The sequence below is a fragment of the Leptolyngbya sp. FACHB-8 genome (genome assembly GCF_014695575.1).
Classification (GTDB): Bacteria; Cyanobacteriota; Cyanobacteriia; order Elainellales; family Elainellaceae; genus Vacuolonema.
In genome coordinates this window covers 14,391-38,797 of the sequence record NZ_JACJOO010000065.1, presented here as the reverse complement: position 1 = coordinate 38,797, position 24,407 = coordinate 14,391, and the positions used below count along the sequence as shown (strand labels likewise).

Sequence of the window (24,407 nt, the reverse complement as noted above, 5' to 3'; positions counted from 1 at the left end):
AAACTCCTGACCTCGGAACTCGACAAGATTTCCCCTGAAAGGGTTGCGTCATTGACGTCCTACGATTTCATTCTCGAAGCCCTATTTGGCGCAGCTTCATATTAAAACGGTATCAGCGAACGTTTCAAAGCTTCCCGTACCAAAGCTTCCAAAGAACTTTCCACTCCGGTATCCCCCAACTGATTTCGCCTTTCCTTCGCAGGTTTCTTTCCATTGAATGACGTGGGGCGATCGCAATGCTATCCTTCCACATCATCCAATGACAAAGATGAACAATTCATCCATGTGTTTGGCTGAAAAAACTTAGATCCCCGGTTTTTTTGAAAAACCGGGGATCTGTCGATTTAAGCCCTCTTTCAGCCAGAAATACTCACACCAATCTACACAGAGGTTATTACCAATACCTATAAGGGCAGGTTTTGCCATCAAGCTACTGACGGGGTTAGGAGTTATCTGCCAAACCCGCCCCTACGATTCGCTTACTCATGTTGTCATTTGTTGTGAAACTAAATTTAATTTAGCGTCGCTCATCCATTATCCAAATCCACAAATCTTGAAAGCTCTTGCATGAGTCCCGACAACTTATCGACAAGTCTTTGTCAATCATCGTTGATTTGTAACATCTCAAGGCCCAATATTCACAACTGCTCCACGAGTCTTTGCAAGGCTTCCATAACATTAAAAGCATCGTAAGCGAGAAGAATTACCTCACTCACGATGCTTCACATCTCATCAACGAGCCTTTGTAGCTGGAACTACTCAACCGTTACCGATTTGGCGAGGTTCCGGGGCTGGTCTACGTCTAGACCACGGTGAGCGGCGATGTGGTACGAGAGGAATTGCAGCGGAATCACCGTCAGCAACGGCGAGAGCAATTCATCCACATGGGGCACCGGCAACAGGTTGTCGAAGACCTCGGCAGCTTCGGGATCATCCATCGCGGTCACGCCGATTAGTTGAGCATCGCGAGCCTTGGCCTCCTGGGAGTTAGACAGCACCTTTTCGTAGACTGAACCGGGAACGGCGATCGCCACCACTGGCACCTTCGCATCCAGCAGGGCGATCGGCCCATGCTTCATCTCACCTGCCGGATACCCCTCAGCATGGATGTAGCTGATTTCCTTTAGCTTCAGGGCACCTTCCAGAGCGATCGGATAGTTGATACCTCGCCCCAGGAAGATGAAGTCCTGAGTTTCAGCAAATTGGTGAGAGAGTTCGCCAATGTAGCGTTCCTGCACCTCCAGGATGGATTCGATTTGGGCGGGGAGTTGTCGCAGGCCATCGATAATCTTTTGGAGGCGATCGCCCGAGATCGTGCGACGACGATAGGCCAAGTCCAGCGCTAGACAATAGAAGGCAACCAACTGAGCACTAAAGGTTTTGGTTGCCGCAACCCCGATCTCAATCCCCGCATGGGTATTGATCAGGTTATCTACCAGACGACCCAGAGTGCTATCGAGGCGATTGGTGATGCCCAACATTCGTGCCGCGAACTTAGGCCCCAGATCGACCCGTCGTCGCATTTCCATTTCTAAAGCGGAAAGAGTATCGGCAGTCTCTCCAGATTGTGTCACGCCAATGGTCAGGGTATTGGGCATGAGCGGCGTGGGAGAGTAGCGAAACTCAGAGGCATAGTGAACCTGTGTCGGAATTTCGGCAAGTTGTTCCAACAGGTAGCGCCCGACCAAACCCGCGTGCCAGCTCGTTCCACAAGCCAGAATTTGAATATGCTCAATATCTTCGTAGAAAGACTCCGGTAAGCCCAGATTAATCGGATTAGCCCCTGATTCGGCTGTCCAGCCAGGATCAAGATAGGCCTCTAGCCCCGCCCGCACGACTCCGGGCTGCTCGTAGATTTCCTTCAGCATAAAGTGCTTGAAGCCTTGCTTCTCGACCTGGATGGGGTTCCAGTTGAGAGTTTGAGGGGTCTTGCGGAGGCGATCGCCACCAAAGCTATATACTTCCACACCCATGGGAGTGAGCCGTGCAATCTCGCCATTCTCCAGAGTCAGCACAGTACGGGTGTAGGGCACCAGAGCAGGGGTATCCGACGCGCAGAAGAATTCTCCCTGCCCAAAGCCCACCACCAGAGGGGCCTGCTGTCGCACAGCCAACAACTCGTCAGGGTAGTCAGCAGAAACGATCGCCAGCGCAAAAGCACCGCGCAGGTCACTAACCGCCAGTCGCACAGCTTCCAAAAAGGGCGAAGCAGCACGGGCAGGGACCGTAAGCGCACCCGATTTCAATTGCTGGTAATACTCCGCAACCAGATGGGGAATGACTTCCGTGTCCGTGTCAGAACGGAACTCGTGACCCTTAGCTTTGAGGATTTCACGCAATTCGCGATAATTCTCGACAATGCCATTCTGCACCACGGCAATGCGGCGGGCGGTATCGGTGTGGGGGTGGGCGTTATATTCTTCGGGTTTGCCGTGAGTAGCCCAGCGGGTATGGCCAATTCCGACGCAAGCAGGATTGTCTTCACCTGCGATCTTGTCCTGCAAGTTCTGAAGCTTACCTTTTGCCCGAACACAATGGATTTCACCATTCAGGATGGTAGCCATTCCGGCTGAGTCGTAACCCCGATACTCCAGTTTCCGTAGTCCTTCGAGCAAAATCTGACTGGCCGCCTGCGTTCCGATATAGCCGACGATTCCACACATGGCCAACCCTCCCGTTAAACCACAAAAATTTCACCCCATTTTATCCACAGGATTTACCCATGAGGGCAGAAGGGTGACAAAAGCAAACTAAAAGGAGCGATGGCGCACTCCTGGTTTTCCGTGCGTCATTGCTCCTTTTAGGAGGTTTCTGAGAAACAATATCCCCATTTTTTGGAAATCTCCTTAGAATATCAAGCTTAGTTTTATGGATGTGAGACCCCATAAAACCAAGCAAGAAAAAAGAGGGCCAAGGCCCCCTTTGTTGGATTCTAGAATTTGGTCAACTCGTAGGATTGGGTCAGACCTAGTAGGCCAAGCCCATACTACGGGTTGTCTCAGCACCCAGATAAACCCGAATGCTGAGGAAGTCGGTTGGGCAAGCCGTTTCGCAACGCTTGCAGCCAACGCAGTCTTCGGTACGGGGAGACGATGCGATCTGGCCAGCCTTGCAGCCATCCCAGGGCACCATTTCCAAAACATCGGTGGGGCAAGCGCGGACGCACTGCGTGCAACCGATGCAGGTGTCGTAGATTTTGACTGAATGAGACATTGATATAAGGGCTCCGAACTAGATGATCCTAAGCCAGGTCTCATGGGTTTAGGGCCGTTACCGAGATAGCGATCCCAACCAATCAGGCCATAAGGTCTATCAATCGAAACCTAGTTTACAGCAGGGGTTTTGCCCCACTCTGCAAAACCTAGAAAAACTTCAAAAAGCGTAATATAGGATATTCTGTCTCGACCAGCCAGAGCGGGTTTGCGCTCTCTGTACCCGATCGGCAAACTTAAAGAAATGTAAATAACCTCTCTCTTTCTTCAGAGGAAGCAACAACACTCTTTACTCCACAAAGAGCAACCGTTGTCCCAACCAAAGAGACTTGAATGTAATTCCGGACATTTTTTTAGCTCTGTCTAAAGTATTAAATCGCGTTTTTTGTATTGGCTTACCTTGCCATATTCGTTGAAGATCCAATAGCTTCTCCTTGTACCCCCTTGTGGGACGTTTGGTGTCTCATTTCTTTGGAGAGAGTCCTATGGGTTTCTTTGATCGTTTGTTTGGCCGCAAGAAGAAAGATAACGAGTCTGTGGCGGTTGCTCCTCAGCAGCCTGGTACCCCCGCTGAGAAGGTCGGTCCCGATGGGACGTTTGATGAAAGCGGATTGGCCAAGCGAGTGGCGATCGCTTTCGATAACGATCCTCAGTTAGAGCCGCTGGATCGCCTCTGGATTGCTCAAACCGGTAGCCGAGTCGTGCTGAAGGGTGAAGTTCCTTCCCAAGATTTGCTAAGCCGTGCTGTCAGTATTGCCCGAGGTGTGAATGGCGCAACGGAAGTTGATTCTACCCAGGTAACGGTTGGCTAGTTTCTACTTAAGCGCTCTTAGCTTGGGCTCTGGGGCAGATGCAGCGCGTCTGCCCTCCTAAACTTCTTCTCTACATGCATTGCTATTTGGACGTCAGGAAACATACACGCTGAGGAATTTCGGTTATGCCACTGTTTGATCAAATCTTGGGTGCTATCAATAACCCAAATCAACAGGCCAGCTCTGATCAGCTCGGTACTATTCTGAACACGTTGCAACAGGTAGCGGGTAACCAGGGAACCAACACGGGCACGACCCAGGCCGCCATGTCGGTAGTAGGTAGCTATGTACGTTCGGCCCTGAAGCAGAAGGCCAGCCAGGGCGGCGCAGGGCAGGTTGATTCCATCATGCGTCAATTTGCCGGTACTGGCCCTAACCCAGCCGCTGTGCAAGCGCTCTTTAACCCTTCTCAGCAACAGCAACTGACTCAGACCATTTCCCAAAGAACAGGCTTAAATGCCTCCCAGATCCAAGGCCTGCTCGTTGTTCTGGTGCCTATTGCGCTCAAACTCCTCAGTAGCGGTGCCCAACAGGGTCAGGGTTCAGCCGTGGGTGGCAACTCCGTTTTGGGTGCCTTTATGGATGCTGACGGTGATGGCGATGTGGATATGGGTGATGCTCTATCGATGGCAGGCCGCTACTTAAACCATCGGTAGATAACGTTTGCTTCAAAAGCCTAGATCTGGATGTGGGCGGCGCTCAGCGTCGCCCACATCCAGATCTAGGCTTTTGCAAGGTTATTCTGTTAAATCGAGTACAACAGCAGTAAACTAACAGCGGCGTACCTTTGATTGGGGTGGGTTGATGAGCCTGCGCTCGTTTTATGTGGCACTCAGTGCCGTCGTGGTGGGATCTCTGGTGGCGGCGATCGCCCTCTTTTTCTGGTTAGCGGTCCAAAGCCCGCTGGATGTGTTGTCGGATGGCAAACGTCCTGACCCGGCAGCTGCGGTCTTTGTGCCCAAGCAAGCGCCTGTGATGGCATCTTTGCAGGTCAACCCCGATCGCCTGGAGGCCTTGCGTATTGCGATCGCCAATCCCACCGCCCGTCGTCAGGCTCGTAAGGAAATCGAACAATTTAAGCAGGGCATTCTGTCAGAACGACAGTTGAACTATGCCACAGACATTAAGCCCTGGCTGGGCGACGAAATTACTCTATCTGTCACCACACCTGATCTGGATCGCAACCCAGCTAACGGGCAACAGCCCGGTTACTTGCTAGCCATAGAGACCCAGGACGGCGATCGCGCCCGCGACTTTTTGCAGGTGTTCTGGCAGAAACAGGCGATCGCTGGCTCCGATCTCGTCTTTGAACCCTACGCCGGGGTAAAGCTGATCTACGGGCAAACGGTCGATCAGGCGGCAACAGACGGAATAGTTCAAACCCTGGCAACGACGGTAGTGGTCGATCGCTTCGTCCTCTTTGCTAACTCTCCCAAAGTGTTGCGAGAGGCCATCAACAACGTCCAGGCCCCAGGTCTTAACTTGAGCAGTAATGCTGACTATGAAGCAGCCTTGCGGCGGGTACCCGAGCACACGCTGGGCATGGTGTACGTGAATTTGCCTCAGTTGGGCCAGTGGTTAGGGCAGAGCCGCAGTGCCAGCGCATCTCGGTTTGATCGGGCGATCGCAGCTCTTCAACTCAACCGCTACGGTCTTCTCGCCGATACTGCTCTCCTGACCGCCCCCGGCTTCGAGCTACCCTTTATCCAACCCGTTGCAGATCGCCCCACAACCGCGCTCCAGTTCATGCCAGAGGATACGCCACTGCTGGTTTCCGGGTTGGACTTAAATCAGGTGTGGAATGACCTGAATACAGGATTGCAAGATTTTCCACTCCTGGCAGAGCTGTTTCAGCAGGCCCTCAAGCCCCTGGAGTCACAATGGGGTATGCCCCTCTCTGGCCCTCTACTAAGCTGGGCTGACCAAGAGTTTGCCCTGGGGCTGATGCCGAAAGCGGGTAAAAAGCAGGACTGGCTGGTTGCGGCTCAGGCTACAGAGGCGACCCAGCCGGCACTAGATGAGTTGGATGCGATCGCCCAAAACCAGGGCCTCAGTATTGGCCCCGTCGATTTGAACGGTCAGCCTACCTATACCTGGACTCGCCTTTCCACCGCTGAGGGTCGCTCGCGACGACGCAACACGCCCCAGATCCAGGCCGAAGTGCGGGGGGTCCACACTAACACTCGCGGATTTGAACTGCTGGCAACCTCTCTGGATGCCATGAGCCAGGCACTTCAGGCGCCCTCCCGTTCCCTGGCAGAGCAAGGAGAGTTTAAGGAAGCGATCGCCCCCATCCCTCCTGCAAACAACGGCTTTTTCTACGTCAATTGGTCCGCCGTCAGGCCAGTTCTAGAAAAGCGTATTCCTCTGCTGAAACTGGCAGGATTGTCGGCCCGTCCTATTTTTGATCATGTGCGATCGCTAACATTCAGCAGTGCTGGGGGCGATCAACAGAGTCGACAAGGCACCCTCTTTATCCGTCTATCCGATCGCTAACGATGCAATTTATGAGAAAAAGGGCTTCTAAAAGAAGCCCTTTTTCTCATTTTTCACTAAATTTTGTTACGGCACCACGCACCTACAAAACCCGAGTTCGGTTAAGGGCGTTTTCGAGTGCCGCGCAACGTACGGCACTCGAAAACGCCCTTAACCCGGAACCCGATTACAAAAAATGGCCCCCGCAGAGGCCACACATTGAGGATTCATAGGTATCGCGTAACAAACTTGGGGATCACGGGCTGCGTGGAGAGCCACAGCCCATGAAGCCTATCGGTTCGGCAGCGTCCGGCTAGTATATGCATCGACGACCTGGAAGGCTGGAACCCGATTGCTGTAATCAATTTCGCTACCCGTAAAAGTTTGAGCCAGTGCCTCAAACCCATTCGAGCGCCAGTTCCGCTCATGAATTGGCTTTGTCTGCTCACCTCGGAAGTAGGCTTGAGTTCCAATGACCGCAGCGGCAACCCAGGCTACTCCAAACAACGCAATTAGCAGAACCATGTTGGCCTCCTTATGTAAAGCCCTGTTTCAATCTGTAAATAAATGTAACAGATTATTGCAGGCTTCGGCAAGGTACGGTAATCCGAAAGTGATGAAATAGTCCTGTTTAGTTCGCCTAGGCCCAGGTGAGCCTGGGGTTCGGCTGCAAACTTCTCCGGAAACTTAAGGAAACCGAACCTGATAATGGCGATCGCGAAAACTTTCTGCCATTCTCCAGGGCATTACCGCTTTGCAGTAAAATGACCCTTTGTAGAAGTTTTCAATCCTTCCTATAAACGGGCCGTTAAGCCCAATCAGATCAGAGCTTTCAGTCCGGAAGCCACGCTGCTTTGGTGCTAAGTTGACTGGAATCATTCCCGTCGGGATGGTAATGCTCGTGTTTTTGAAAAGTTCATCTTTTATGCGTCTTACGCCCAAAAAATGAACCCTCACAGGGTCTTTTCAAGAATGCGCTTGCCTTCCCCTGATCACTCGTCGTCTATTGCCACTCATTTCCCATCATGCCCAAGGTTCTCGTTTCTGACCCGATTGATCAGGTTGGTATCGACATCCTCTCCCAGGTTGCGCAGGTCGATGTCAAAACCGGTTTGACACCAGAAGAACTGGTGCAAATTATTCCCGATTACGATGCTCTGATGATTCGCTCGGGCACTCGTGTCACCGCCGAAATCATCGAAGCCGGTAAACAACTCAAAATTATCGGCCGCGCTGGTGTTGGCGTCGATAACGTAGACGTGAAAAGTGCCACCCGCCAGGGCATTCTGGTGGTCAATTCCCCCGAAGGAAACACTATTGCGGCAGCGGAGCATGCGCTCGCCATGATGCTCTCGCTCTCCCGCCATATCCCCGCTGCCAACCAGTCCGTTAAGGAAGGCAAGTGGGAACGGGGCAAATTCCTGGGGGTTGAAGTTTACAAGAAGACCCTCGGTGTGGTCGGTCTGGGTAAGATCGGCTCCCACGTTGCTACGGTTGCACGGGCAATGGGGATGCAAGTGCTGGCCTATGATCCCTTTCTTTCCAAGGAACGGGCTGAGCAATTAGGCGTTCATCTGGTCGAACTCGATCTGCTGATGCGCGAGTCTGACTACATTACGCTGCACCTGCCCAAGACCCCCGAAACCTACCACATGATCAATGCCGATACGCTGGCGAAGATGAAGCCGACGGCACGGCTGATCAACTGCGCTCGGGGCGGCATTATTGATGAGGCAGCTCTGGCTAAAGCGCTGCAAGAGGGTCAAATTGCTGGAGCCGCACTGGACGTATTTGAGAGCGAACCCCTGGGTGAGTCTGTCCTGCGGGAAGTGGGCCGGGAGATCATCTTGACGCCTCACCTGGGCGCTTCCACTGAAGAAGCGCAGGTAAACGTGGCGATTGATGTGGCCGAGCAAATCCGTGATGTATTGCTGGGCCTGCCGGCTCGCTCGGCGGTCAACATCCCCGGTCTGCGGCCCGAGGTTCTGGAGAAGCTACGTCCTTACATGGATTTGGCAGAAACTCTCGGCAACCTGATCAGCCAGCTTACGGGTGGGCGTGTTGAGAACTTCAACATCCGCTTACAGGGTGAAGTTGCCAATAATGAGAGCCAACCCGTTGTAGTAGCGGGCCTGAAGGGGCTGCTGTCCCATGCTCTGCAAGAGCGCGTTAACTACGTGAACGCCAGCATTGAGGCGAAGGAACGAGGTATCCACGTTACCGAAGTTCGGGATGCCACTACGAAGGATTACACGGGTTCGATTCGGATTTCGGCCGACGGTCCGCTTGGAGAACACACAGTTTCCGGAGCACTGTTGGGAGACAACGAAATTCGTATTACCAGCATCAATGATTTCCCGATTAACGTGCCCCCCAGCCGGTATATGTTATTTACCCTGCATCGTGACATGCCGGGCATTATTGGCCAGTTAGGTTCCCTATTGGGCAACTTTAACGTCAACATTGCCAGCATGCAGGTGGGTCGCAAAATCGTGCGGGGCGACGCGGTCATGGTACTCAGTTTGGATGATCCCTTACCAGAAGGGGTACTCACTGAGATTACTCAACTGGCTGGCATTCGGGATGCTTATACCATTACGCTGCCTGCGTAGGGTTTGGGTAATTTGTTAGAGTCGAGTTCCGGCCTGACACATTGAATTGATGCGTCTCGTATGGGCTCAGGTTGTTTGTCAGGATCATCGCTCGATACTGACAGATCAAATCCAAGGATTTTTTGAGGGGTTAAAGCCCCCTCAAAAAATCCTTAATGGAGGAGTAGCCTAGCCTTAGAAAGCCTATTTTTGAGGCTTAAGGTCAACCTGGCGCAGCCATGATCGAAACACTGGAGGAACTTTGGCGACAAGTTGGTGGGAGATTCGGGTACTCTGTGACCCTGACGCGGAAGACCTGGTTTTCTGGCGGCTGACGGACTTTGGCAGCCAGGGAACTTCCAGTGAAACGGCAGGCCATACCAAGCTGGTACGGGCTTATTTGCCTCAACAGCAAGTCAAGTTATTGGATTTATCCGCTCTAGCCCTGTTACTCAAACAAGATGCTCTGTGTGCCGGGTTGCCGATCCCCGATATGCAATGGCAGATGATTGAGGAGGAGGACTGGTCGAGTACTTGGAAGCAGTATTGGGCACCTCAAGAGGTGGGCGATCGCTTCCTCATTAACCCGGCATGGCTCCCCGAGCCGGAACAAACGGATCGGCTGGTCATTCGCCTCGATCCTGGCTTTGCCTTTGGTACGGGTAGCCACGCCACTACCCAGCTCTGCCTGGAAGCGCTGGAAATGCGGTTAGATGAGTCACCTCGCGATCCCAATGCTAAAGTTGTCATCGCAGATATTGGCTGCGGTTCTGGGATTCTCTCCCTGGGGGCAATCCTGTTGGGGGCCGATTGGGTGTTGGCGGTCGACACCGATCCTTTAGCGATTGAAGCCACTCAGACCAGCCTGGAATTAAATAATCTACCAAGCGATCGCCTGGTTACCACGAAGGGTAGCCTCAGCACCATCTCAGAACTCACCTCAGAACCCGTCGATGGGATTCTCTGCAATATCCTGGCAGAGACAATTGTGGATTTGATTCCGGGATTTGGGGCAATTTCCAAACCAACCACCTGGGGTATTCTCAGCGGCATTTTGCTCGAACAGGTGAAACCGGTTGCAGACACCCTGGAGGAAAACGGTTGGGTTGTTGCAACCCTCTGGCGACGAGGCGAGTGGTGCTGTTTAAATATTCGCCGAACGTAATTTGCATAGTCAATCAAAAGGAGAGAGGCGGGGCTTTGTCCCGCCTCTCTCCTTTTGATTGAGACCAGTTTATTTTTGCAAATGGTTGCGGTCGCGGCTCCAGATGCTAGAGCATGTTTTAGGGCTGACTGAAGGCGTTGTTTTTCGGACGCGAGGCACCCGAAAAACAACAGAGTGAACCTACTGGGCGTAGGCTTCCATCGGTAGGCAGGCACAGACGAGATTGCGATCGCCATAGGCATTATCCACTCGCGCCACCGCAGGCCAGAATTTACCCTCCCGCGTCCAGGCAGTGGGGTAAGCAGCCCGTTCCCGAGAATAGGGGCGTTCCCAAACATCACTCGTCACGACCGCAGCAGGATGGGGCGCATGCTTCAGCAAGTTATCCTGAGCATGGGCCTTGCCCTCCTCGATCTCGCGAATTTCCTCACGAATGGCGATCATTGCATCGCAGAACCGATCTAGCTCCGCTAACGATTCGCTCTCGGTCGGCTCAACCATGATAGTGCCAGCCACCGGCCAAGACATGGTGGGTGGGTGAAAACCATAGTCGATCAGACGCTTCGCTACATCTTCCGCTTCAATACCCGCTGTCTTCTTGAATTGACGCAAGTCCACAATACATTCATGGGCAACGCGACCATTGCGACCCTTGTAAAGGATGGAATAGTGCCCCTCCAGACGCTTGGCAATGTAGTTTGCGTTAAGGATAGCGATTTCGGTAGCGCGGGTTAACCCCTCGCCACCCATTAGGGCAATGTACATCCAGGAAATTGGCAAGATGCTGCTACTTCCCCAGGGAGCTGCGGAGACAGCACCAATACGTTCCTGCCCCTCCAGGGTGACCACAGTATGGCCTGGCAGATAAGGTACCAGGTGAGCAGCGACCCCAATCGGTCCCATACCAGGCCCGCCACCACCATGGGGAATGCAGAAGGTTTTATGCAAGTTGAGATGACAGACATCAGCGCCCAGCTCAGCGGGACGACAGAGGCCGACCTGAGCATTGAGATTGGCCCCATCCATATACACCTGGCCACCGTGAGTGTGGATGATGTCACAGATCTGCTGAATGCCCTCCTCAAATACCCCGTGAGTAGAGGGGTAAGTCACCATCAGCGCAGACAGCTGGGCACTATGCTTTTCTGCCTTGGCTTTCAGGTCAGCCATGTCGATGTTCCCATCGTTATCACAAACAACGGGAACCACCTTCATGCCGGCCATAACCGCACTGGCGGGGTTCGTGCCGTGAGCGGATTCCGGAATCAGACAGACTGTGCGATCGCCATCTCCCCGCTGCTGATGGTACTCCCGAATCACCAGCAAACCCGCATACTCTCCTTGAGAACCCGCATTTGGCTGTAAGGAGATAGCCGCAAACCCGGTAATTTCTGCCAGCCAATCTTCCAGTTGACGGAACATGGTTTGATAGCCCTGAGCCTGATCCAACGGAACAAATGGATGAATTTGCCCAAACTCCGGCCAAGTGATAGGGATCATCTCACTGGTCGCGTTCAGCTTCATGGTGCAAGAGCCCAGCGGAATCATCGCCGTTGCCAGAGACAAATCCTTCATTTGCAGGCGATACATGTAGCGCAGCAATTCCGTCTCAGAGTGATAGCGCTGGAATACGGGATGGGTCAGATAGGGCGATGTACGTTGTAGAGCCACAGGCACCGGGGAGGGACCATATTGCAGGCTGACAGATTTATCAGGGGCAAATAGGTTCAATAGAGCCTGGACATCATCCGGTGTCGTCGTCTCATCCAGGGTAATGGTGAAGGTATCGGAATCAAGATGGCGCAGATTGATGCGGTTTGCGATCGCCCGCTCTCCAATTACCGCCGCCTGCTCGGCCTCCACAGTCACGCGCACCGTGTCAAAAAAGGGTTCCCCCAGGCTATACCCGAAGCTTCGTAACCCTTGAGCCAGGGCAGTTGTTAGCTGGTGAATCCGAGTCGCAATGCGCTTCAGTCCTTCCGGCCCGTGGTACACCGCATACATAGAAGCGATGACAGCCAACAGAACTTGAGCGGTACAAATGTTACTGGTCGCCTTATCCCGCCGGATGTGTTGCTCACGGGTTTGCAGCGCCAAACGCAACGCTGGGTTTCCTAATACATCTTTGGAAACTCCCACGAGACGACCGGGAATCTGTCGCTTGTAGGCTTCACGGGTTGCGAAGTAAGCGGCATGGGGGCCACCATAACCCAGGGGCACTCCAAAACGCTGGGTATTACCCACTACAATGTCGGCACCAAACTCACCGGGGGGCTTCAACAGCGTTAGAGCCAGGAGATCCGCCGCTACGGTGACGAGGGCTCCAGCTGCATGGGCCTGCTCAATCAACGCGGAATAGTCATAGATGCTGCCATCGGTAGCAGGGTATTGCAGCAGCACTCCAAAGATGGACGCATCAACCTCTAATTTCTGGTGATCGCCCACAACTACGTCAATTCCCAAGGGTAAAGCCCGAGTACGAATCACATCAATGGTTTGAGGGTGGCAGGCTTCAGAAACCCAAAAGGTAGTGGCTTTGCCCTTGTTGAGGCCATAGCTCATCGCCATCGCTTCAGCAGCAGCGGTCGCCTCATCGAGGAGGGAGGCGTTCGCGATCGCCATTCCCGTCAAATCCGTCACCAAAGTTTGATAATTCAGCAATGCTTCGAGACGCCCTTGAGCAATTTCCGGTTGATAGGGGGTGTACTGGGTATACCAGCCGGGGTTTTCCAGAATGTTGCGCTGGATAACAGGCGGTGTAATGCAGTTGGCATAGCCCATGCCAATGTAGGAGCGGAAGATCTGGTTTTGGGAGGCGATCGCCTTTAACTCCTGTAGCAATTCTGCTTCACTCCGCCCCGCACCTAGCTTCAGGGGTTGCTTCACCCGCAAACTGGCTGGAACCGTTTGGTCAATCAACTCCGCCAAAGTTGCTACATCCAAAACCTGAAGCATTTGCGCCAACTCAGCTTCCCGTGGCCCCACGTGCCGGGGTACAAAATCATCGGGGGGAGCGAGAGCGCTGGTTTTTGCCCCATTGGTCGCTCCATTGTGATTTGAGGTGCCATTACTAGAGCCCTCATTTCTGACAGCAGGGCTCGCATCCGAGGAGCGTAACTGAGTGGAAAATTCTGAAGACATAGGTGTAGAAGACTGACCTTCGGGTACGGAATCAAGCATCAAGAGAGCATTTCAAGGGGAAGTAGGCGCCTTCGGCTCCACCGCTCACTCGGCGATCGCACCCATAACCCCAGCAGAATAAGCCCAGTTTCAACTCTCTCTCTGACTATTCTGCAACAATTTGCAATAAAACAGCGCAGAGGAAGAACAAGCACCTTTTGAAAAGATGAGAGTGCTTGATCCACATACATTAAAATTAGTTTATATTACTTAATAAGAGTGCTTATAGAAACTCAACATACTTTTGGCGGCATACATCATGATTCAGCGTCTCTCCACTCTGGTTCTGGCCGTATTGCGGCCGAACCTTGTTCCGAATTATGCCTCCCAGGCAGCCTGGTTGATTCTGCGTGTGGTGGCAGGTCTGGTAATGATTCACAACGGATTGGACAAGCTTTCCAATATCGAAAGCTTTGCTGAAGCTTATGTGAAGGTGATTGGGTTGCCGTTTCCCATCTTCTTTAGTTACCTGGCTGGTTATACCGAGCTGCTAGCAGCACCGTTGCTCGCTGTTGGGTTATTGACTCGTCCGGCAGCCTTAGGGTTGTTCTCGACCATGCTGGTCGCGATGTACCACCACATTAAGGTGGCGGGATTCAGCATTCCCTACCTGGAGCTGTCGATGCTGTATGCCGCCTGCTTCCTGGTGTTCCTGATTAATGGAGCCGGTTTGTTTTCCCTGGATGCGTTAGTAGCAGGTTGGTTAAATGCAATGCTACCGACTCATGCCAGCGTAGCGGCCCCGGCAACTGCACCTCAGAAAGCAAATGTAAGGTAATTTTGATCGCTGATAGCATTAGCTATTAAAAAGAGTGGGAGCTTGGCTCCCACTCTTTTTAATACGGAAGAAACCAGGCAAAGTCCTGTTCTTCCCAAATTGAAGTTGGCTTGAGAATTACCAGGTTTTGAGGCGAGAATCATCGACGGGCAACGATAGTACAAGCTCACCTCGCCACAAAATATTAATCTGGTGAGCAATTCTAAGCTGAGCAATAGGTTCTTGTAAGATGGCAGCGGCAGCAGATAGTTCTTCGGCGATTTTGCGATCGCGGCAATCAATTTTTAATACACCCCAACGGCGAAAAACTTTACACCTTTGCAGGTTTTGAATTTGCCGAAGTTGTGGCAGGTCTTCCCGGTAATAATCCAACACTAGCCGAGTAAGTTGCCCATACCAGTTCATATTAATTAGCCCTTCTCACGACTCGACAACGGGAAACAATAACAGCCTCAGCAACAAGTAAAGGGCACATATCCAGAGGTTGTTACAATCCTTTAACACCTCCCAGTTATGCGCTTGCCTATTGCATCCTATGCTTCCATTCAATCGCAGGATTCTGATTCCCTGGCCGTCTTGCAAGAAGATTTAACGACTACAAATTCATTCATTTTTCTTTAGAAAAGCCAGGTTCCTTTCCTCATGGCGATCCCAGAACAAAGTTGAGAAACATGTAAAAACATTAATATTAATAACTTGCAGTGTTTCTTAAAGAAACAACATCATTAAGCTTGCGTTTCAGCCAGCGCACCCATCACAATGCAGCAGCTAGAGCCAACTTGCATCAGTCTTGCGAGGATAGAAAAAGGGATGTTGGAATTGGCGCAGGATGGATAGGAATTTAGCCGTATTGATCTTGTACAAAGTAGAACCCCGATTTTTGAGGAAAGCTTGACTACGCCGAGCTTTCCTCAAAAAATCGGGGTTCTATTAAACTCACAACCCTTAGGATTGCGTCAATTCCCCCAAGCGATGCCCACAACTGGAGCAGAAGCGATCGCCCACCCGCACTGGCTGTCCGCACTGAGGACAAAACTTTCGCATTGGGTCTGGAGTGGAAGCGTTGCCCATTTGCATCTCCATGTCTCCCATCCGCATACGCATGGGATTCATCTGCATCGGCGGCAGGGGTTGCATGGGTGGCAATGGGGCCATGGGAGGCATTGCCCCTGGGACTGAATGGGTGCGCTGCGTTAGGGGTATAACATCTGCTGCTGCCAGGTTGGGTGACGTGTTAAGAGCCTGAACACCACCTGGTTGGATTTGCACATAGGTTTGTCCCGATTCGCCCTCGATTCGCAGGATGAACCCTTGAGGTGTACGAAAAAGAGTGGGAGGCACGGTCCAGAAACCAGTCAGAAAGGCGATCGTCTGGCTCTGCTGTTGGCCAGCGTTACCCTGAAGAGTCGTTAAACGGGTTTGCCCAGCCTCATTGTCCACATAGAGTTGCCACCCTTCGGCTAATGTTGCCCCATATCCCATGACGCCCTCCTTATTTCTGTTAAACGGTGTGAACCGTTGCAACTGCTAAACAAGCCGTTGAGAACCGAAACCTTGATCGTTTGCTCAAGCTCGTACCCAAAATCCGCAGCGCCATTTTTTGGCAAGTATAACAATGCTGAGGGAACGTAAAGGTTTTATGTGAGCACTCTCACACTAGTTCAACTGGGTTTAGGGTTAACTCGCCAGGTATGTTTTGGGACGTAAAATCCTGGATTTCACGTCCCAAAACATACTGGAATCAGCATGGCTGGAAGGGCGATCGCCTACCTACTTAAGCATTACCTGAACAAAGAAACGTAATTCCAACAACGAGAAACACCCCAGGCAATTTTAAGGCCGAATAGTCTTCGCGAAATAGAACGGCGCTGAAAAGAACAGCCAACACCGCCTCCAAACCCTTGAACGAAGCCAGGCTGGATAATATTAAAAGCTGATTGAAAAGCCATGAAAAAGGTATTTTCCGCGTCCTAAAGGCACGGAAAATTACCTTCTTCAATAGGTTCTTAAAAACCGTTTTAAACAGTTAGTTTTCTCACTTTTTAGAACACGGAAATCAACCGTTTCAAACAACTTTTACGGCTCAATTAGGAGAGCTTGAGAACAGCACAAACGGGTTAAAGAAGTAATAAAAATGCGCTGTGCTTTGCCACAGCGCATTTTTCTAGAACGAATTGCGATCGCTCAATTAACGGTCAACAGAACCCATAATGATGTCAATGCTACCGAGAATTGCCACAATGTCTGCGACCTTCACCCCTTTCAGAATGTGGGGCAGAATTTGCAGGTTCACAAAGTCAGCAGCGCGGATCTTGAAGCGCCAGGGGAAGACGTTGTCATCACCAATCACATAGATACCCAACTCACCCTTACCGCTTTCCACACGGACGTAGTTTTCGCCCTTGGGAATCTTAAAGGTGGGAGCAATCTTCTTACCAATGAACTGGTAGTCAAAGGTGTTCCACTCTGACTTGGGACCACCAGCCATGCGCTGGGCTTCCAAGTTCTCGTAGGGACCGCCGGGCAGACCCTTGAGAGCCTGACGAATAATCTTGATGGATTCACGCATTTCACGAATCCGCACCACGTAGCGGGCGAAGCAGTCGCCAGCGGTTTCCCAGTGAACGTCCCAGTCGAAGTCGTCGTAGCACTCGTAGTGGTCAACCTTGCGCAAGTCCCACTGCACGCCAGAGCCACGCAGCATGGGGCCAGATAGACCCCAGTTGATCGCCTGGTCACGGGTAATCGTGCCCACCCCTTCCACACGACGGCGGAAGATGGGGTTGTCGGTGATCAGCTTCTCGTACTCATCCACCTTGGGCAGGAAGTAGTCACAGAAGTCGTAGCACTTATCCACCCAACCATAGGGCAGGTCAGCGGCTACACCGCCAATGCGCCAGTAGTTGTTGTTGACCATGCGATAGCCCGTTGCAGCTTCCCACAGGTCATAGATCAGCTCCCGCTCACGGAAGATGTAGAAGAAAGGAGTTTGAGCACCCACGTCTGCCATGAAGGGGCCAAGCCACAGCAGGTGGTTGGCAATCCGGTTCAGCTCCAACATAATGACGCGGATGTAGCTGGCGCGGCGGGGAATGGGCACATCTGCCAGTTTCTCAATGGCGTTGACCACAACCGCCTCGTTGAACATCCCTTCCGCGTAGTCCCAGCGGCTTACATAGGGGATGTACATGATGGGAGTGCGATTTTCTGCGATCTTCTCCATGCCCCGGTGGAGGTAGCCAATGACAGGTTCGCAGTCGATCACATCTTCGCCGTCCAGGGTCACAATCAGGCGCAACACCCCGTGCATTGACGGGTGGTGTGGCCCCATGTTGAGAACCATGGGTTCGGTTTTAGTTTCGATCATCGGCATAGCGGTGCTCTCTCCTGGTACGTGAAATTCGGGGTAGGGTTAGAAGAATCGAGATTAGCCGGGAGACTGTGCTGGATACTCTTAAGATTATGAAGGATTTTATAGCCTTCTGTAAGCAGTCTGAGGCTTGGGGTCAATTACTTTTCAGTAGTCTATGCATAAGTTTTACTGCATAGATTTTTTTCAATAACTATGCTGCGGTAGGTGGATAGCTAACACAAAGTATCAGAGTCCTGGTTATGCTTTCTGTGCTGTGCATTTGTTGAGAGAGTCCCTTGAGCGATCGCCCCACCCTTCTTGAAGAATCCCCTGAGTTCCACCATATCCCCGTGTTACCGGATGAGGTGATTGCGGGCTTGGCCATTCAGGCCAACGGCCATTATCTGGATGCAACCATAGGCGGCGGTGGGCACAGTCGGCGGATTTTAGAATCGGCTCCCGGAGTCAGGGTAACAGCGCTGGATCAAGACCCGATGGCGCTGGCAGCGGCACAGGAAAATTTAAAGGAGTTTGGCGATCGCGTCCAATTTCACGCCACCAACTTCGCAGACTTCAACCCTGGCAACCAGCGTTTCGACGGCATCCTGGCCGACTTGGGAATTAGCTCTGCCCAGGTGGATCAAGCCCAGCGAGGCTTTAGCTTCCGGCAGACCGCGCCTCTGGATATGCGAATGAACCCCCATCAACCTCTCAGCGCAGCTGACCTGATTAATGAAGAAGATGAGGCAGAGCTAGCGCGGATTTTCTACACCTATGGAGAAGAGCGGCTATCCCGGCGTATGGCCAGGCGCATTGTAGAGCAGCGGCCCTTTGAAACGACCACGGAATTGGCAGAGGCGATCGCCCGCTGTGTGCCTCCCAAATACCGCTATGGCCGCATTCACCCAGCTACCCGAGTTTTTCAGGCCCTCCGCATTGCCGTAAACCGTGAGTTGGAGGTACTGGAGCACCTTCTACAAACCGCGCCTAATTGGCTCAAGCCAGAAGGCCGGATTGCCATCATCAGCTTCCATAGCTTGGAGGATCGACTGGTAAAGCACGGCTTCCGCAATCATCCAGAGCTGACGGTCATTACGAAGAAACCGATTGAGGCTCAAGAGGCCGAGTTAGAGGCAAATCCGAGAGCGCGATCGGCCAAGCTTCGCATCGCCGCCAAAAAGAATAACGAATCATAAACGTTCATCCGCAAGGGTAGGAAAGGGTTTAGCAGATCACCTTCGCCTGTGATGTTAACCTCCCGGCAAAACCTGCCCTCGCTGTAGTTGTAGGCGATCGCAAGCAAGGGCGGGTTGGAAAAATAATTCTGGATGTGATGCAAAAATAAGGCCAAAACCCGCCCCTACAAGCGTTGTCAGGCATCGCAAGGACGTTTCAAGGATTAAGGAGCAGGACTAGGCGCAGCGGGCGTCACCTGGCAAGGTTGAGCCTGGCAGTTATTGATATACAGCTGTTCTACATAGGGCTGTTGCCAACTTGGCGGGATTTCGATGAGATCTCGTGCCCCAGTGATTCCCTGAAAAATGAAGAACAAAAGGGCAACACAGTTCAGCAGCGCATGAGCCTTTCGCCAACCGTTAGAGCGATCCTTGTAAATATCGGGTATGGTCGCCAGCGAAAAAATCATCAGCATCGTGGCTCCCATCCCGAAGTAGAAATGGGACACATACCACTCATAATCACGCCGGAAGACGAGGGGGTAAAGGTTGCCATCCCCAGCTTGAAATTTCTGGAAACCAATAATAATCACCCCCATGCCGCAAAGAGTCGCGAACACTGCTCGCCATAACGGAGTTCGGGCACGATACAGCATCACGAGAGAGGCGATCGTGGCAACAAAAAACAGCAGAATCAGGAAGAAGCGCGTGGAGTTAGCCGCCCAATTTTGGGAATCGAAGATCAGCTTTTTCACAATGGGCTGTGCCATTCCTAGCAGGGCAATTCCCACCACCGAGGCGCTTAACCATTTTCCTAACTTCAAATGCTCAGAACCGACCACTGGAGGAATTTTGCTTTTGCCATCTGCCTGAGCTTGCAGCCGCCGTTGGCGCGTCTGCCAGGCATAGTAAACAGCAATGCCGATTAACGGAAATACATAGAAGGCGGCGATCGCCGGATGCAGAATGGTTGCCAAATCCTTCGCACTCATGGACGGTCTCCCTGTAAGAGCGGTATAACCAATACGAACAAAGTCAGGAAATGGATTGCTCAAATTTCAACCCATTTGAACGCAACCATTAGGGATTAAAGTCACGCAGATTTTACCGTCAAAACCCGAGAGCAACCTGAGAACTGTAGCAACATGCAATGTGCGGGATGAAAACCGCAATTCCCTCCCAGAAAGAGGCTCAACCGATCCCCCGTTTCCCCCTCACTTCGGGCTAGGATAGAAGCATGGTAAGCACTGTCGAAGTTCTAGGGGTTCCCCACGCATACGAGTTGACGTCCCCTGCCAAAACGCCTCCGGTTTTGGTGTTCGTTCACGGTTGGCTTCTGAGCCGCGCCTACTGGCAACCGTTAATCCAACAGCTTTCCCCCTATTACCAATGCCTCACTTACGACCTACGGGGCTTCGGAGATTCCCAGACTTCTCGGCAGGTTCGCGTTGCCCGGCTCTCTCCAGCAGCCCAGGTAGCCGCCTCTCCCTCGCGTCCCTCATCTCCAGCGACGCTCCCCCTTGAGCAAGGCGTTTCTACCGAAACACTCAATACAGAAATTTCCTCAGGGCGCTATACCCCTGCTGACTATGCCCATGATCTCGAAATTCTGTTAGAGAAGCTGAATCTTTCCAATGTATGGCTTGTAGGGCATTCCCTGGGGGGCAGCATTTCGCTTTGGGCAGCGGATCAGATGGGCGATCGCGTCAAAGGGGTCATCTGCGTCAACTCTGGCGGTGGCATTTATCTCAAAGAGGAATTTGAGCGATTCCGGGCCGCTGGGGAGCAATTGGTTAGACTGCGCCCTCGCTGGCTTTGCTACTTGCCGCTGCTTGACCGCATGATGGCCTGGATGAATGTGGCCCGACCGCTTCCCCGCTCCTGGGGGCGACGGCGACTTGTAGACTGGACAGCAGCTGACCCTGAAGCTGCCTTAGGTGCCCTGCTTGATTCCACCACTGAGGAAGAAGTCCATCGCTTACCTCAAGTGGTTTCCCGCCTCAAGCAACCCGTGTATTTCCTCACAGGGCAGCAGGATACCGTGATGGAGCCTCAATATGTGCAGCATCTCGCCAGTTTCCACTCACTCTTTCACAACAACGCAAACAATGTGATCGAGATTCCGGATTGCGGTCACCTGGCTATGTTGGAGCAGACTGATTACGTCAGCCAGATCATCCTGGACATTTTGCAGAAGCATAGCGATAGTCTTCCAACCTCTGCATAGGTTTGAAGATAATTTGATGTGGCAAGCTTCGCAGGCCGTATCAAACCCTCAAAGGACGCTTGGCGAACTACTTAGATAACCTGAGTTCGGGTTAAGGGCGTTTTCGAGTGCCGCGCGTTGCGCGGCACTCGAAAACGCTCATTTTGGCGTGCGCAAAACGCACGCCAAAATGAGCACTTCAGCTTATCCCGAGCTGAGGTTAGATAGGGTCGGTAACCCTACAGGTTTAGAATCAGGTGATGCTTGAAAAGCCACATGATACGGGGCTTTTCAAGCATCACCTGTGTTAACTGAATTACGTCAGGCTATACAACTCCATAACTTTCGACAAGGGCATCCGGGATTGTGCTCCCAGGGCTAGTGTTGACCGGTGCCCCCGGTTCAGGTGATCAGCAGCGGCGCAGGCAATCATGGCCGCGTTGTCCGTACAAAACTTGAGCGGTGGGAAAAATGCCCGCAAATTGCGAGCCTCAGCAGCAGCCGTTAGATGTTCTCGCAGCCCACGGTTAGCGGCGACGCCACCCCCGACCACAATGGTGGTGAGACCATAGTCGAGAGCACAGGCGATCGCCCGCTTCGTCAACGCCCGTGCCACTGTTGCTTGAAAACTGGCAGCCAGGTCTGCAACGGGAATTGGTTCGGGACGTTGCTGCAACGTTTGAGTCAAGCGCAGCACCGCTGTCTTCAGGCCGCTGAAGCTGGAGTCATAGGGATGAAATCCACCACCTGGCAGGGAAATTTGCCCCTCGGGCAAGGGAAATGCCTGGGCATTACCCTCCTGGGCCAAGCGATCGATCACAGGGCCACCGGGATAACCCAAATCCAGCAAGCGGGCCACCTTGTCGAAGGCCTCCCCCGCTGCATCGTCGCGGGTTTCTCCTAAGGTTTCGTAATGGCCGCAATCTTTGACATAGATCAGACTGGTGTGGCCACCCGACACCAGAAGGCAGAGAAATGGCGGTTGCAGGTCTGGAGCGGCCAGGTAACTGGCATAGATATGACCTTCTAAATGATGAACTCCAAGAAACGGCTTCTCGTGCAAGAGAGCCAGGGTTTTCGCGGCAGTTAAACCCACCATCAATGCCCCTACCAATCCCGGAGCACAGGTAGCGGCAATCCCATCAATGGCATCCCACCCTTCACCAAATTCCTCTAAAGCCTGGGCGATCGCCCCATTCACCGTCTCCAAATGTTGCCGTGATGCCACCTCCGGCACAACACCGCCATAGGGCTGATGCACCGCGATTTGAGAGGCAACCACATTGCTGAGGATGCAGCGATTGCGCACCACAGCCACAGCAGTTTCATCACAACTGGTTTCAATTGCCAAAACGGTCGCCATCTACTCTTAACCCTGCTCTACAAAATCGGTCAAAATTTACAAAACTACATAGAAGAGCATGAAACAAAAATCGTTACAAAGCTCTCTATTCCGCAGTCAAAAACTCAATTAACAATCTTGAATGAGTGCCAAGGAAGAATAGCCAAAAGCTCTCTGGGCAAGGTTTTGGAGCGTTACATAGCGATCGCCATCTAAGCAGCCCATACCACTTTTTGGTCTCTATTTTCATCAAGATGCAACTTCTAAAAGCTTAACGTTAAGCTGAATCCCTGGCAGAGTATGATTACCCTGAAGTTTGAATGGGCTTCATACAAACAACTTAATTTTTTCTACAAAAAACTTAGCTTTTTGTAACAAAGGGAAACAATTCCATGCGCAAATTGTTTGCTCTTGCTCTGGCAGTGGTTCTTTGGATTGGAATCGTGCCTCCAGCTTCAGCCTACAACCTAACCACCTGTGCTGATACCCCAGCCTTCCAGGCTCGGGCATCCAAGGCAGTTACCCCTCAGACCAAACTGCGGTTTGAGCGTTACTCTCAAGTTCTCTGCGGCGAAGAAGATGGGTTGCCTCATCTGATCGTTGACGGCAGCTTGAATCACCTGGGTGAGTTCATTATCCCCAGCATTCTGTTCCTGTACATTGCAGGATTGATTGGCTGGTCCGGCCGCACTTACCTGAATTCCCCTCGGCGTGGGACAAGCCCCGAGATGGATGAAATCATCATTGATGTACCCAAAGCACTGGGTATTATCGCCTCCAGCTTTCTCTGGCCCCTTGCAGCTCTGCGAGAGTTCACCACAGGTAAGCTGACGGCTGCCGATAACGAGATTCCGGTCTCGCCTCGCTAGGGGCTGGCCTTTTTGGCTAAATTCTCCTGATTTTTCGTTGTCGTCCTTGTCCGATACTGTGGAGCACGAACTATGCAATACTTCGTCAAATACCTATCTACAGCCCCAGTTCTGGCTACAGTTACTGTGGTCGTTCTCGCCAGCCTGCTGATTGAGATCAACCGCTTGTTCCCAGATTTGCTGTTTGCACCCATTCCCTAGTTTTCTAGGAATGGTTTTCCTGGGGGTATCATGCCCCCTTTTTCCATACGCGGTTTCCATAGTTAAGGGTGTGATGCAATGCGTCACACCCTTAACTTTTGCCCCAAGAGCGACAGAATGCCCGTTATAGCCTGACACGACCTGGTCAGAACCGTTTTTTGAGAAGCCACATGAAGGCTCGGCTTCTCAAAAATTCAACGTCCTGAATCTGAGCGCACTGCGCTATCCAAGGAGATGTCATAGCTCAGAGGGTCGCTGTTCAAGGCGAACATCGCTGAAAAACCACCGAGACATTATTTGCAGGCATTGAAACGACCTGAATCCGCTTCAGACCATTCTCTTCAGCGACTGCTGTAACAGACTCTAGATCGCGCACGCCCCAGTCTGGATCTCGCATCCGTAGGGATTGGTCGAAGGCCTCGTTGCTGGGAGCCGCATGCTGACCATTCAGCTTAAAAGGGCCATAGAGGTAGAGGATGCCACCAGATGGCAGAATCCGCCCGGCTCCAGCCATCAGCCCTAAACAGGCCGCCCAGGGCGCGATGTGAATCATGTTGATATTCACGATCGCCCGCACTGGATACTGTTGCAGATCCACCCCTGCAAACCCCTCCTCCAGCGGCCAGAGCGGTTCCTGTGCATTCAGGGCGATCGGGGGGTGCAGGTTATCGGCGGGGCACTCTCGCTGCCAGGCAGCAATACTGGCACGGGCATTCGGGTCTGGATCCGAAGGAAGCCATTGGCGAGGCCGTAGTAAGGGCGCGAAGAATATCGCGTGCTCTCCTGTACCACTGGAAATTTCTAGAACAGTTCCATCCGCCGGAAGAACCTGGCGCAGGACTTCTAAAATGGGTTCACGGTTGCGCTGGGTTGCAGGGGCGTAAAGGCGAGCGTCGGGCGTGGGCATAAGGGCAGGGAAGCAGAGGAACGGGGGGCCTGTGTTGAACTGGGTAGTCTGAGTTGTTTGGGTAGCGATTGCCCAAAATATCCCTAGTAGGCTACGGCCTAAGTTCGTTGCCTATTTTTTGTGGTGGGGTGCTTCGCACCCC

20 protein-coding genes are annotated in these 24,407 nt (G+C 52.4%); 10 read left to right on the top strand and 10 right to left on the bottom strand.

Going from position 1 to position 24,407, the window contains the following annotated elements:
• Positions 1-755 precede the first annotated feature (755 nt).
• Complete coding sequence (glmS, locus tag H6F91_RS17195; protein WP_190770745.1) at positions 756-2,663, bottom strand: glutamine--fructose-6-phosphate transaminase (isomerizing); 1,908 nt, start codon at positions 2,661-2,663, stop codon at positions 756-758.
• Positions 2,664-2,967: 304 nt separating this feature from the next.
• Positions 2,968-3,213 (bottom strand): photosystem I iron-sulfur center protein PsaC, encoded by a 246-nt coding sequence (gene psaC, locus H6F91_RS17190; protein WP_006515950.1) that lies wholly within the window; start codon positions 3,211-3,213, stop codon positions 2,968-2,970.
• 484 nt (positions 3,214-3,697) lie between these two features.
• On the opposite strand from psaC, the gene H6F91_RS17185 reads away from it, so the two are divergent.
• From H6F91_RS17185 to H6F91_RS17175, 3 genes are all read left to right on the top strand, one after another.
• Positions 3,698-4,024, top strand: a complete 327-nt coding sequence (locus H6F91_RS17185; RefSeq protein ID WP_190770744.1) for a BON domain-containing protein — start codon at positions 3,698-3,700, stop codon at positions 4,022-4,024.
• Between the two features lie 125 nt (positions 4,025-4,149).
• Positions 4,150-4,680: a DUF937 domain-containing protein gene (locus H6F91_RS17180; protein WP_190770743.1), complete on the top strand. Its 531-nt coding sequence runs from the start codon at positions 4,150-4,152 to the stop codon at positions 4,678-4,680.
• A 148-nt stretch (positions 4,681-4,828) separates the two neighbouring features.
• Entirely contained in the window at positions 4,829-6,520 is a 1,692-nt protein-coding gene (locus H6F91_RS17175; RefSeq protein WP_190770742.1) for a DUF3352 domain-containing protein, read from the top strand.
• Between the two features lie 270 nt (positions 6,521-6,790).
• Here the strand turns inward: H6F91_RS17175 and H6F91_RS17170 are convergent, their stop codons facing one another.
• Positions 6,791-7,024: a hypothetical protein gene (locus H6F91_RS17170; RefSeq protein WP_190770741.1), complete on the bottom strand. Its 234-nt coding sequence runs from the start codon at positions 7,022-7,024 to the stop codon at positions 6,791-6,793.
• A 500-nt stretch (positions 7,025-7,524) separates the two neighbouring features.
• Here H6F91_RS17170 and serA point away from each other — a divergent pair, with 500 nt between their 5' ends.
• The gene (gene serA, locus H6F91_RS17160) at positions 7,525-9,111 is read left to right on the top strand and encodes a phosphoglycerate dehydrogenase (RefSeq protein ID WP_190770740.1); all 1,587 of its coding nucleotides are present in this window, start codon (positions 7,525-7,527) and stop codon (positions 9,109-9,111) included.
• Positions 9,112-9,352: 241 nt separating this feature from the next.
• On the top strand, positions 9,353-10,255 hold the full coding sequence (prmA, locus tag H6F91_RS17155) for a 50S ribosomal protein L11 methyltransferase (protein WP_190789410.1): 903 nt from the start codon (positions 9,353-9,355) through the stop codon (positions 10,253-10,255).
• A 180-nt stretch (positions 10,256-10,435) separates the two neighbouring features.
• On the opposite strand, the gene gcvP is transcribed toward prmA, so the two are convergent.
• On the bottom strand, positions 10,436-13,435 hold the full coding sequence (gene gcvP, locus H6F91_RS17150) for an aminomethyl-transferring glycine dehydrogenase (RefSeq protein WP_242035847.1): 3,000 nt from the start codon (positions 13,433-13,435) through the stop codon (positions 10,436-10,438).
• A gap of 259 nt (positions 13,436-13,694) precedes the next feature.
• Between gcvP and H6F91_RS17145 the strand changes: the two genes are divergently transcribed.
• Complete coding sequence (locus H6F91_RS17145) at positions 13,695-14,213, top strand: DoxX family protein (protein ID WP_190770737.1); 519 nt, start codon at positions 13,695-13,697, stop codon at positions 14,211-14,213.
• Between the two features lie 117 nt (positions 14,214-14,330).
• Here the strand turns inward: H6F91_RS17145 and H6F91_RS17140 are convergent, their stop codons facing one another.
• The 3 genes from H6F91_RS17140 to H6F91_RS17130 form a co-directional block, all read right to left on the bottom strand.
• Complete coding sequence (locus H6F91_RS17140) at positions 14,331-14,618, bottom strand: hypothetical protein (protein ID WP_190770736.1); 288 nt, start codon at positions 14,616-14,618, stop codon at positions 14,331-14,333.
• Positions 14,619-15,158: 540 nt separating this feature from the next.
• Positions 15,159-15,695, bottom strand: a complete 537-nt coding sequence (locus H6F91_RS17135; protein WP_190770735.1) for a zinc ribbon domain-containing protein — start codon at positions 15,693-15,695, stop codon at positions 15,159-15,161.
• 706 nt (positions 15,696-16,401) lie between these two features.
• Positions 16,402-17,586 carry an NAD(P)H-quinone oxidoreductase subunit H gene (locus tag H6F91_RS17130; protein ID WP_190770734.1) on the bottom strand — a complete coding sequence of 395 codons (1,185 nt, stop codon included), beginning with the start codon at positions 17,584-17,586 and terminating at the stop codon, positions 16,402-16,404.
• 275 nt (positions 17,587-17,861) lie between these two features.
• Here H6F91_RS17130 and rsmH point away from each other — a divergent pair, with 275 nt between their 5' ends.
• Complete coding sequence (rsmH, locus tag H6F91_RS17125) at positions 17,862-18,761, top strand: 16S rRNA (cytosine(1402)-N(4))-methyltransferase RsmH (RefSeq protein WP_190770733.1); 900 nt, start codon at positions 17,862-17,864, stop codon at positions 18,759-18,761.
• A 203-nt stretch (positions 18,762-18,964) separates the two neighbouring features.
• Here rsmH and H6F91_RS17120 read toward each other — a convergent pair whose 3' ends face one another.
• Complete coding sequence (locus tag H6F91_RS17120) at positions 18,965-19,732, bottom strand: DUF4079 domain-containing protein (protein ID WP_190770732.1); 768 nt, start codon at positions 19,730-19,732, stop codon at positions 18,965-18,967.
• 245 nt (positions 19,733-19,977) lie between these two features.
• Between H6F91_RS17120 and H6F91_RS17115 the strand changes: the two genes are divergently transcribed.
• Positions 19,978-20,967, top strand: coding sequence for an alpha/beta hydrolase (locus H6F91_RS17115; RefSeq protein ID WP_190770731.1), 990 nt, complete (start codon positions 19,978-19,980; stop codon positions 20,965-20,967).
• Positions 20,968-21,262: 295 nt separating this feature from the next.
• Here the strand turns inward: H6F91_RS17115 and tsaD are convergent, their stop codons facing one another.
• Positions 21,263-22,309, bottom strand: a complete 1,047-nt coding sequence (gene tsaD, locus H6F91_RS17110) for a tRNA (adenosine(37)-N6)-threonylcarbamoyltransferase complex transferase subunit TsaD (RefSeq protein WP_190770730.1) — start codon at positions 22,307-22,309, stop codon at positions 21,263-21,265.
• Between the two features lie 371 nt (positions 22,310-22,680).
• On the opposite strand from tsaD, the gene H6F91_RS17105 reads away from it, so the two are divergent.
• Together H6F91_RS17105 and H6F91_RS17100 are read left to right on the top strand one after the other, a co-directional pair.
• Complete coding sequence (locus H6F91_RS17105) at positions 22,681-23,157, top strand: Photosystem I reaction center subunit III (RefSeq protein WP_190770729.1); 477 nt, start codon at positions 22,681-22,683, stop codon at positions 23,155-23,157.
• Positions 23,158-23,229: 72 nt separating this feature from the next.
• Positions 23,230-23,358, top strand: coding sequence for a photosystem I reaction center subunit IX (locus H6F91_RS17100; RefSeq protein ID WP_190770728.1), 129 nt, complete (start codon positions 23,230-23,232; stop codon positions 23,356-23,358).
• Positions 23,359-23,617: 259 nt separating this feature from the next.
• Here H6F91_RS17100 and H6F91_RS17095 read toward each other — a convergent pair whose 3' ends face one another.
• Positions 23,618-24,265 (bottom strand): DUF938 domain-containing protein, encoded by a 648-nt coding sequence (locus tag H6F91_RS17095; RefSeq protein WP_190770727.1) that lies wholly within the window; start codon positions 24,263-24,265, stop codon positions 23,618-23,620.
• Positions 24,266-24,407 lie beyond the last annotated feature (142 nt).